Here is a 10,477-nt window from a genome sequence, read left to right on the forward strand (position 1 = left end):
TTCCTGTCACTTGTAGCAACGGGGTTGCAAGTATATGTGGTGTCTAAATTTGATGATGCTACGACTCGGATAATGGATACAGTCTATGTTCTCACCTGGAAACTGCTTTAACTGAATTTCCCATCAGGTTTATGCAAACTTTAGACATTTTACTCTTTTTTAAAGATGATAAGTAATGTACAATTTTGGTATTTTTTAAAGATTTTTTTGTATCAATTAAATATACGGAATACTTAGATTAAAGTATGAATTTGTTTCCCTCAGAGACACAAAGATGAATATTCTGAGACATAGAATTTTTGAACCGTAATCTGGAGACAAAAAAAGAGTAAGATACCCGACTTCTCAAAATCGGGTATCTGATTATTCACATTGAATTTAGGATGGTTATGGTAATATATCTAAATATCAACAATCCCCCACGGAAGTATCAATACTGAGGAACAGAAGTATCTACTTCTTGACTCCAAGCATTAATTCCACCTTTGACATTTGTACCAGTCATTCCTGCTTCTTTGAGAATAGCCAAGGCTTTCGCCGAACGACCACCCATTTTACAATGAGCAATTAAGCGGTGTCCGTTGAGTAACTCCCGTACCTTAGCCACACCATCACCATTTTCAATTTCTGGTAAAGGAACTAACACAGAACCAGGAATTTTAGCAATTTCATACTCATTAGGATTACGCACATCTAGTAGTACAAAGTCCTTAGCACCACTATCTAATAACGCCTTTAATTCCTTAACCGTCATTTCTTGAATTTCCATTTGCTGCTTCGCTTCTTCAGCTTTGGCTTGGGGAATACCACAAAATTGTTCGTAATCTATCAGCTTGTTAATAACTGGACGGATAGGATTAGGACGCAATTTCAATTCCCGGAATTTCATATCCAAAGCGTTGTAAAGCACCAGTCTACCACTCAGGGTAGTACCATTACCCAAAATAATTTTCACTGTTTCCGTGGCTTGGATAATGCCAATCATTCCTGGTAAAATTCCCAGAACACCACCCTCAGCACAAGAAGGAACCATTCCTGGTGGTGGTGGTTCGGGGTATAAGTCACGATAGTTGGGACCACCTTCATAGTTAAAGACGGTTGCTTGTCCTTCAAAACGGAAAATAGAACCGTAAACGTTAGGTTTATCTAATAAAACACAAGCGTCATTGACCAGATAGCGAGTTGGGAAATTATCAGTTCCATCTACAACGATATCGTAAGGGCGAATAATATCGAGAGCATTTTCTGAACTGAGACGAGTTTCATATAAATCAACCTGACAATGGGGGTTAATTTCATGAATGCGGTTTTTTGCTGATTCGATTTTGGGTTTACCGACCCAAGAAGTCCCGTGAATAACTTGACGTTGGAGGTTAGAGGTATCAACCACATCAAAATCAACAATACCAATTCTACCAATACCCGCTGCGGCAAGATATAACAGTAGTGGTGAACCCAGTCCACCAGTACCGATACATAATACACTGGCAGCTTTGAGGCGTTTTTGCCCTTCCATGCCCACCTCTGGTAAAATTAAGTGGCGGGAATAGCGTTCGTAGTCGTCTTTTGTCAACTGGATTTCATCCAGATTGGGATTTAGCATAGCAGTTGTAGGAATCAGCGCGGAGTATTAATCTTAACTTAAAATTACTAAGTTGATCACTTTAATTGTCTGGGCTGGAAACTGGTGATTGTCATCAAAAATTCAGCTTTGCAGTTCACCAGCCTGGCCATTTTGTAGGGATAATATCACATCAGGGTATTCTGAGCAAGCATATATTGTATCTCATTTTCAGGGTATAGGGGGATAATTGGGGTGGGAATGATAGATACTAGTAATGTTTAAGTTACGGATTACGGATTAAGGTATATTTAATCTTTTGCTTAAATACCAAACAATATATTGACAGTATGGACTATATTTGTCTTCTGCATCTTTGCTACTCAGTTCCTCTAGTTTCTTTTTGATAGCTTCTTTTGACCAAGTTTTATTAGGAAACTTCTTATTTAGAGCATTAATAACACTAGCGAATGTATCTTTACGATTTTTGACAAGAATTTCATGATTAAGATTTAAAATTTCATTTAGCTCATGATTGATAGTTCCATCATCATATATAGATGATATTCTTCCAGTTGAACTATATGTGATATAATTTTCACAATTTTTATTAGCATCTGCTGGATTAAGATTCATTGTATAATTTCTATTCCTACCTTCGTAATCTCCTTTCCTTGCGTTACAATGTAGATTCTTTTGTCCTTGACCTCTATTACCTGAACAAGAAGCTATTAGATTTTTATAGTCTAGTTGTAAATGTGGATTATCAGATTGAGCTTTATGATGTTCAATTTCCATATTATCTATAGATATTCGTTGCATACAGTAACAACAAATATAACCTTGTTCTTTCAATAATGACGTTTTTAAAAGTTCTTTGGGATGATATCCGTCATAATTTGCGTCCCGTGTCTGACGATATTGTAAAAGACATGGAGGTTCTGAACCTTTGATAATGCGTTTCATTCTACCCTGTTTAAAAAATCAATAAGTGTATAAGCTTGAATCATATCTGGATCATTATTTCCCAATGATTCAGATAACTTTTGCAGTTCTAGTTTAGCTTCTTCTAAGTTATCATTATCTATCATTTCAAAACATTTGTCTATTCTTTCCTGCATTTTCACAGGTCTTTTTTCCACACCCATAACCTCAGAAAGAATTGAGTTACTGTCTCTACCAAAAGTATGGGGTGTTTCTACAATTTCTGAATCTTCTAAAATAAATACGTTTTCTCGGTTGACTCCACTCAAAACTTGAGGAGAATGAGTAGTAACAATAAATTGACAGTTGGGAAATGTTTGTTTAAAGCTAGGAATTACAATTCTTTGCCATTGAGGATGTAAATGTAAATCTATTTCATCAATTAATATTATTCCTGTTCCTTTTTCTAGCAGTTCGGAAGGATTAATAATACTAGGATTTAAAATTGCTAACCGTCTTGCGATATCAACCACTATCATTAGTAAGGTTTTTTCCCCGTCGGAAAGTTGATCTAGTTTGAAGTTTTTACCATTTTTTTTAATAACTAACGAAGGTTTACTTAAACGACGAATACCACCTTCTCTTTGAGAATTTGCACGCACTATGTGTAAATCGGAAAATTCCGCATTAGGAAAGTTTTCTAAAAATGTTTCTAATACTTTCCTGATGATTTGAAGACGTGGATTTCTAAAGTTGGTATCTAGTGTTAATCTAACTTCATTTTCATATTCTTCTTCTTCTTTAAACCAATATAGGAAATCTCTAAAATCATTTATATTTCCTGAAAAGGCTTTTTGATAACCAAAAAGCCGACTTCCGTAAGTATTTTCTCTCTCGTCTTCACTTATCTCATTGATGGCTGAGGATTTTATAAATATTCGGTTTGTTTGATAATAAACTATAATTGGCAAAGGACAATGATTATAATTATCATCGGTTTCTATGGTCGAATTTTCAATCAAAAAATTGGTTAAATCATCACTACTATCTGTGAGTTTTGAAATGGTTTCTTTAGCATAATTACCAATTTCTTTCGTGTATATTTCCAATTGAGTTTTATCTCTCTTTTTACAAATTTTCCAGTCCAACTTATTCTGTGAGTCAACTTTAACAAGAGTAGACATTGAAACTGTATCTGAATTGATGTTAATATCATCATCTTTTAGATCAAATTTATCCCCTGATCTTAATTGATATACATATTGAGATAAAAATATAGCAATACTATCTAAAATAGATGATTTACCTGAACCATTCACTCCAATAAACACAGCCAAATCAGGAGGAAGCGTTAATTTAAGTTCTCGAAAACCTCGAAAGTTTTGTAAATGTAATTCTTCAATACGCATAATTATAAATTGAATATAATTGTAAATTAAAAATACCAACAAGATGATATTTTTATCTTATCAAAAATTTCCGATTTAATAAAATCAGGACTTATGCAAAATATCTCTCAAACCCTCATTTCTCTGTTACCTCTGTACCTGGAGTGGTTCATTCATCTTCAATCTCCATTTTCTGTAATTACCCTTTCTAAAGGCTTATCCCAACTATCAACCGGTAATTGAGATAAATAAGCAAAATCAAAAACTACTCCCATAGTTGGTTTCTTGTCCCAACCGGGAGAATTTAATAAACGGTCATAATACCCCCCACCATAACCTAAGCGGTATCCTTGGACATCACAACCCACACAGGGAACAAGAATTAAATCTACTTCCTCAATCTCTATTATTGGTGCTTCATGGTGAGGTTCTTTGATTCCATAAGCACCAGTATGAATGGTATCATGAGGTTGCCAAAAATGCCAAACTAGAGATTTATCAACACAACGGGGAAACCCCCAACGTTTATTAGTGTTGGTATATAGTGAACTAATATCAGGTTCTTGACGAAAGCTGAAAAAAGCCAGAATTGTCTTTGCTTGATTAAATATAACTGAGTTTTGGATGTTGGTGGTGAGGCGATCGCTTTTTCCCCGCCATTCTAATAATGTCATTGACTGGCGTTTTTGGAGTAAAACCCGTCGCAATTCTTTTTTAGTTAGTTGTGAATTAATTGTTTGCAAAGCCGATACAATTTTAGATTTTAGATTTTGGATTTTAGATTTTCTCTCGTTCCCATACAGAGTATGGGAATGAATTAAGAAGGCTCTGGCTTCTCTTGTATACTAGAGTCGGAGACTGGGAACGAGAGAAACTACTTTAGCCGGCGTTTTTCCGCCACCAATCAATGGTATTCTTTAAACCCGTTCTAAATTCTACCTCAGCAGTAAAACCAAAAGCCTGTTTTGCTCTTTCTGTATCCAAACAACGACGGGGTTGACCATTGGGTTTGTCGGTTTCCCAAACAATTTCCCCGTCATACTCCATTAATTCGCAAATTAAGGTAATTAGGTCTTTAATGGATATCTCGTAACCAGTTCCTAAATTTACGGGTTCAGCATCATTATAAAACTGAGTTCCCATGACTATACCCCGTGCTGCATCTGTAGAATACAAAAATTCACGAGTGGGAGAACCGTCACCCCAAACAGGAAGTTGTTTTTCTCCCCTGGTTTGGGCTTCTTGTACTTTGCGAATTAAAGCCGGAATGACATGAGAACTATTGGGGTTGAAGTTGTCTTCAGGTCCGTACAAGTTTACTGGTAAGAGGTAAATACCATTAAATCCGTACTGCTGACGGTAAGATTGCAATTGTACCAACAGCGCTTTTTTGGCAATTCCATAGGGGGCGTTAGTTTCTTCTGGATAACCATTCCAGATATCATCTTCTTTAAATGGTACAGGGGTAAATTTAGGATAAGCGCAGATAGTTCCTACACAAACAAATTTTTCTGTACCTTGTTGATAAGCCGCATGGATTAACTGCGTCCCCATGATCAAGTTATCATAAAATAACTCACCGGGTTTTTCTCGATTTAAACCAATACCTCCCACATGGGCAGCTAAGTGAATGATAATATCTTGTTGGTCTACTGCCCGTTGGCAATTTTCCCATACTCGCAGATCACAATCGTGCGATCGCGTTACGGTAATTTTATCACGATCAGCGCCATTTTGACAAAGTTGATCTATGACTTGACGACCGAGAAAACCAGCCCCACCTGTGACAAGAATCCGTTTATTTTCTAATTCTAAGGTTGTCATCTTATTATCCTTGATAAGAATTAAAAGTGCAGAGATCCTAATGCTTGACGGGTGGTAGCAATATCTTGGGGGTATTTTAAGCCATTACCATTGGGGGAAGTACATCCCAAAGATTGTAAATCAGCTTCTACCATAAGAGACACAAGTTCTGGAAATGTTACCGATGGTTGCCAACCTAATTTTTGCTGGGCTTTAGTCGGATCACCAATTAATAGATCTACTTCGGCTGGACGTAAATAACGTTGATCAAATTCTACGTAATTCTGCCAATCTAGATTAACATAACCAAAGGCTAACTCTAGAAATTCCCGCACTGAATGGGTTTCTCCTGTAGCCACCACATAATCATCAGGTTGATCTTGTTGCAACATTAACCACATAGCTTTTACATAATCTTTCGCATATCCCCAATCTCGCTTTGAGTCTAAATTACCCATAAAGATATTTTTTTGTTTACCGGCGACAATGCGGGCTACGGCTCTAGTAATTTTACGGGTAACAAAGGTTTCACCTCTTCTGGGAGACTCATGATTAAAAAGAATACCATTGCAAGCAAACAAATTATAAGATTCACGATAATTCACTGTTTGCCAATGGGCGTATACCTTAGCACAAGCGTAGGGACTACGGGGATAAAAAGGTGTAGTTTCACTTTGGGGGACTGCTTGCACTAAACCATACATCTCGGAAGAACCGGCTTGATAGAAACGTACTTCAATACCAGTACGGTGTTGATAGTCGCGGATAGCTTCTAATAAGCGTAATGTACCCATGCCTACAGAGTCCACTGTATATTCAGGCGAATCAAAACTAACTCTAACGTGAGATTGAGCGCCTAAGTTATAAATTTCTACAGGTTTGACTTCTTCTAAAATCCGTCGTAGTGTCGTCCCGTCTGTCAAGTCGCCATAATGTAGAAATAACCGTACCCCTTGGGTATGAGGATCTTCGTACATATGATCAATGCGGTCTGTGTTAAAAGTAGAGGTACGGCGAATAATACCGTGGACTTCATAACCCTTTTCTAACAAAAGCTCAGTTAAATAAGAACCATCTTGACCTGTAATACCAGTAATTAAAGCGCGTTTTGGTTGTGTCATGATAATGCCCCATAGTTTCTAGTTGAATAACGACAAACAAGCTGATTCCAACTAGTGTTTAAGTAGAAAACCCATTCAATAGTAAACTTACAAGTACGCTGCTATCAAAAGTAACCGTGAATAAATATACTTGATCAAGAACAATTTGACAAGTAATTAATTCAGTCAATACAGTGATCGTTAATGATAGTTGCAAAACTTTAAGTAGTGTAGTCCTTGCATACCCTGGCTATGTTTGCCAAATCATTTAGTCAACGTCCTTGGATGATATGTATTAATTGCCATCAATAACTAAATTTGGTTTAGTCTTGTCCATTCTAGCGGATAAATAAAATTTATAATTTCAGCATCAAAAATAGTTTTTTGGGGCAAGATCATGCCCCACCACAGCAAACCCGCGTAATTACTTAGTAAGCCCCCTTATTTTTGGGCATAATCACCACATTAACTGTTTTTAAGATAATCCACAAATCTAGCCAAAAGCTCCTAAAATTGACATAGTGGAGGTCTATTTGTACCCGTCGGGGATAAGGAATATCATTACGTCCAGATACTTGCCACAAACCCGTAATTCCGGGACGAATTGTTAAAACATGACCGATATAATCACCATATTTCGGTAATTCTTCCTCTACTAAAGGACGTGGACCAACTACGCTCATATCCCCTTTGAGAACATTCCAAAATTGGGGAAACTCATCTAAGCTGGTAATTCGCAAAAAGTGACCAATTTTAGTAATTCTTGGGTCTGTTTTCAGCTTAAAATTGCTTTCAAATTCCTCTCGCAGCTTAGGTGACATTGCCATCATTTCGACCAGCATTTCGTCGGCATTATTGACCATAGTGCGAAACTTAATACAATTAAAGCTTCGGTAATTTTTGCCTACTCGTTGTTGAACATAAAAAACTGGGCCTTTTGAACTGAGGACTATCAACAAGGCCAATATTATGTAGATAGGAGAAAACAAAATCAAGACCGACAGTGAAAAAACTATATCAAACAGTCGTTTTAAAAACTCTCCGTATAAACCCTGAAAAGATAAACCTCTGGATTTCACCTTTAGCTGTTTAACTTTTTGACCACGTTTTGATAAAACAGCCATAGATGTACTGTTATCCTTTCGCGGGTATCGTTTGCCGGAGAGGAGTGAACTCTGGGCAGTCATCATACTCCTTTATAATCCACACCACACATAGTCCTGATCTTAAAGCTAAAAGGCAGTAATTTTCGGGAAAAATTTGTTATCTTCCCAGAAAACAAATACAAAAACGCTAATTTTTACTTTTGATAAAGTCTTTTTTCACGACATTGATGAACAAAACTCAGATAACGTTCTGCAAAAACCTGGCGAGAAAATTGATTAGCGTGTTTTTGTATATACTCATAATTGTACAAATGTTGATGATCTGCAAATTTTTCCACAGCATCTACTAAAGCTCCTACTGTTTGCATTTTGAACAATATACCAGTTCCTGTGTCAGGATCAGTGCGAATATCCCTAACTGTTTCTAGCGCACCACCAGCCCCATAGGCAATTACGGGAGTTCCACAAGCTTGGGCTTCAACTAAGGCCATACCAAAATCCTCGCAAGCTGCATAGACAAAAGCCTTGGCACGTGCCATGTATTTTTTGACGATATGATCGGGTTGCCATCCTAAAATTTGGATATGTGGTTGGGCTATTTCTCGCAGCTTGTCTGTTTCTGGACCTGTACCAATAACTACTAAAGGTTTTCTTAGGCAATTAAAAGCCTGAATAATCAAGGAAACTTGTTTATAACTGACTAATCGAGAAACTATCAGGTAAAAATCCTCTTTTTCTGGAGAAAATAAACATTCGTCAATATTTACCGGTGGATAGATAACAGTTGCTTCCCGACGATAACAACGCCAAATTCTTTTAGCTGTGTGTTGAGAGTTAGCAATGAAATAATCAACTCGGTTGGCACTAATTACGTCCCATTGCCGCAAATAATGTAAAATGTAGCGTGTGATCCAGCCTATACCTCCTTTACCTTGTTGGCTGTGGTTGAGATAATCAAATGTTAAATCCCAAGCATAACGCATAGGGGTATGGCAATAACAGATATGCAGTTGATTAGGCGTGGTTAAGACTCCTTTAGCTACTGCATGAGATGAAGATAATATAACTTCATATTCTCGTAAATCCAATTGTTCAATGGCCAAGGGCAATAAGGGTAAGTATTTTTGCACACCTTGACGCGCTTGGGGAAATTTTTGTAAAAACGTTGTGCCAATTTTACGTTTGTACAAATAACTTTTGGGATTATTGGATTCAAAATCAATCAGGGCATACAAATCAGCATGAATATGATTTAATATTTCCTGAACTACTAATTCTGAACCACCTGTAGCTTGAGGGGTTAACCACTCATGAACCAAAGCATATTCTAAAGACACAGCTAAATTGAATGGATAAGAAGTAATTAGGCTAATTTTATCAGGTGATATTCCACACTACTGATTTTTCCTGGGACTTACTCACAATGTTACCAAAAAGAATATTATAAGTCTTAATTTTCTCAGCAGTGGGAAAATCTCTAGATTACATGAGAGATACAATTCTAGCAAAAGATGTTCCAGAATGATACTACAACCTGATAACCTCAAAGATAAGCACAGATCAGGGTGACGCGGTCCACTTTTGGTTATTTAGGAGTTAGGAAGTTATGCGAATTTTGGTTATTGGTGGAACTCGGTTTATTGGTGTGTATTTGACTCAATTATTGCTAAAGGCTGGACATGAGGTGGTTTTGTTTAATCGTGGTAATCATCCCACACCTTCAGGAGTAGGACAAATTATAGGCGACCGCACGGACCCAAATCAACTTCGAGAAAAGTTAGCACAAGAAACCTTTGATGTCGTTTTTGACAATAATGGACGAGAACTCGCGGATACTCAACCCCTGGCAGAAATCTATCAAGGACGGGTAAAACAGTTTGTTTACATGAGTTCAGCAGGGGTGTACCTCAAATCTGACCAAATGCCTCATTTGGAAGGTGATACAGTAGATCCTAAAAGTCGTCATAAGGGTAAACATGAAACGGAAGCTTACCTCAAACAATTAGGAATCCCCTTTACTTCTATTCGTCCTACCTATATCTACGGTCCCCAAAATTATAATCCTTTGGAAAGTTGGTTTTTTGATAGAATTGCTCGTAATCGTCCCATTCCTATCCCTGGTAATGGTATGCACTTGACTCAGCTAGGCCATGTATTAGACTTAGCTCAAGCGATGATACAAGTAATTGGCAATGAAAAAGCAATTGGGCAGATTTATAATATTTCAGGCGATCGCTTTGTCACTTTTGACGGTTTAGCTCGTGCTTGTGCTGTCGCTGCTGGTAAATCCGCCGATGATGTTAAAATTGTCCATTATGACCCTAAAAAGTTTGATTTCGGTAAACGCAAATCCTTTCCTATGCGGGTACAGCACTTCTTCGCATCAATAAATAAAGCACAAATAGAATTAAATTGGCAACCTAAATATGATTTAATTTCTGGTTTAAAAGACTCTTGGGAAAATGATTATTTAATCACCAGACAAGATAAATTAGAAGTTGATTTTTCTGTAGATGATGAAATTTTGAACGCTGGGTAATGGGTAATGGGTAATGGGTAATGGGTAATGGGTAATGGGTAATGGGTAATGGGTAA

At 37.1% G+C, this 10,477-nt stretch carries 9 protein-coding genes; 1 reads left to right on the forward strand and 8 read right to left on the reverse strand.

The window, feature by feature from the left end; translation table 11 throughout:
• Positions 1-430 precede the first annotated feature (430 nt).
• The 8 genes from moeB to ACIR131C_RS0108445 form a co-directional block, all read right to left on the reverse strand.
• A complete protein-coding gene (gene moeB / locus ACIR131C_RS0108410; RefSeq protein ID WP_028089833.1) occupies positions 431-1,603 on the reverse strand; it encodes a molybdopterin-synthase adenylyltransferase MoeB in 1,173 nt (390 codons plus the stop codon).
• A gap of 258 nt (positions 1,604-1,861) precedes the next feature.
• The gene (locus ACIR131C_RS0108415; RefSeq protein ID WP_028089834.1) at positions 1,862-2,527 is read right to left on the reverse strand and encodes a retron system putative HNH endonuclease; all 666 of its coding nucleotides are present in this window, start codon (positions 2,525-2,527) and stop codon (positions 1,862-1,864) included.
• Positions 2,524-3,894: an AAA family ATPase gene (locus tag ACIR131C_RS0108420; RefSeq protein WP_028089835.1), complete on the reverse strand. Its 1,371-nt coding sequence runs from the start codon at positions 3,892-3,894 to the stop codon at positions 2,524-2,526. Before ACIR131C_RS0108420 ends, ACIR131C_RS0108415 begins: the two co-directional genes overlap by 4 nt.
• Before the next feature lie 158 nt (positions 3,895-4,052).
• Positions 4,053-4,616 (reverse strand): 5-formyltetrahydrofolate cyclo-ligase, encoded by a 564-nt coding sequence (locus ACIR131C_RS0108425; RefSeq protein WP_028089836.1) that lies wholly within the window; start codon positions 4,614-4,616, stop codon positions 4,053-4,055.
• Positions 4,617-4,752: 136 nt separating this feature from the next.
• A complete protein-coding gene (locus ACIR131C_RS0108430) occupies positions 4,753-5,697 on the reverse strand; it encodes a GDP-L-fucose synthase family protein (protein WP_028089837.1) in 945 nt (314 codons plus the stop codon).
• A 20-nt stretch (positions 5,698-5,717) separates the two neighbouring features.
• Positions 5,718-6,797: a GDP-mannose 4,6-dehydratase gene (gmd, locus tag ACIR131C_RS0108435; RefSeq protein ID WP_028089838.1), complete on the reverse strand. Its 1,080-nt coding sequence runs from the start codon at positions 6,795-6,797 to the stop codon at positions 5,718-5,720.
• A gap of 407 nt (positions 6,798-7,204) precedes the next feature.
• On the reverse strand, positions 7,205-7,963 hold the full coding sequence (locus ACIR131C_RS0108440; protein WP_028084852.1) for an undecaprenyl-phosphate galactose phosphotransferase family protein: 759 nt from the start codon (positions 7,961-7,963) through the stop codon (positions 7,205-7,207).
• Between the two features lie 113 nt (positions 7,964-8,076).
• Positions 8,077-9,219 carry a glycosyltransferase gene (locus ACIR131C_RS0108445; RefSeq protein WP_028089839.1) on the reverse strand — a complete coding sequence of 381 codons (1,143 nt, stop codon included), beginning with the start codon at positions 9,217-9,219 and terminating at the stop codon, positions 8,077-8,079.
• Between the two features lie 269 nt (positions 9,220-9,488).
• Between ACIR131C_RS0108445 and ACIR131C_RS0108450 the strand changes: the two genes are divergently transcribed.
• Positions 9,489-10,421: an NAD-dependent epimerase/dehydratase family protein gene (locus ACIR131C_RS0108450; protein WP_028089840.1), complete on the forward strand. Its 933-nt coding sequence runs from the start codon at positions 9,489-9,491 to the stop codon at positions 10,419-10,421.
• Positions 10,422-10,477: the final 56 nt, after the last annotated feature.

The organism is Dolichospermum circinale AWQC131C, assembly GCF_000426905.1.
In the GTDB taxonomy this organism is placed as follows: Bacteria; Cyanobacteriota; Cyanobacteriia; order Cyanobacteriales; family Nostocaceae; genus Dolichospermum; species Dolichospermum circinale.

Coding starts and splice junctions, on each gene's coding strand:
- gmd (WP_028089838.1), bottom strand. CDS start 6,797: ATGACACAACCAAAACGCGCTTTAATTACTGGTATTACAGGTCAAGAT.
- ACIR131C_RS0108430 (WP_028089837.1), bottom strand. CDS start 5,697: ATGACAACCTTAGAATTAGAAAATAAACGGATTCTTGTCACAGGTGGG.
- ACIR131C_RS0108440 (WP_028084852.1), bottom strand. CDS start 7,963: ATGACTGCCCAGAGTTCACTCCTCTCCGGCAAACGATACCCGCGAAAG.
- ACIR131C_RS0108420 (WP_028089835.1), bottom strand. CDS start 3,894: ATGCGTATTGAAGAATTACATTTACAAAACTTTCGAGGTTTTCGAGAA.
- moeB (WP_028089833.1), bottom strand. CDS start 1,603: ATGCTAAATCCCAATCTGGATGAAATCCAGTTGACAAAAGACGACTAC.
- ACIR131C_RS0108415 (WP_028089834.1), bottom strand. CDS start 2,527: ATGAAACGCATTATCAAAGGTTCAGAACCTCCATGTCTTTTACAATAT.
- ACIR131C_RS0108450 (WP_028089840.1), top strand. CDS start 9,489: ATGCGAATTTTGGTTATTGGTGGAACTCGGTTTATTGGTGTGTATTTG.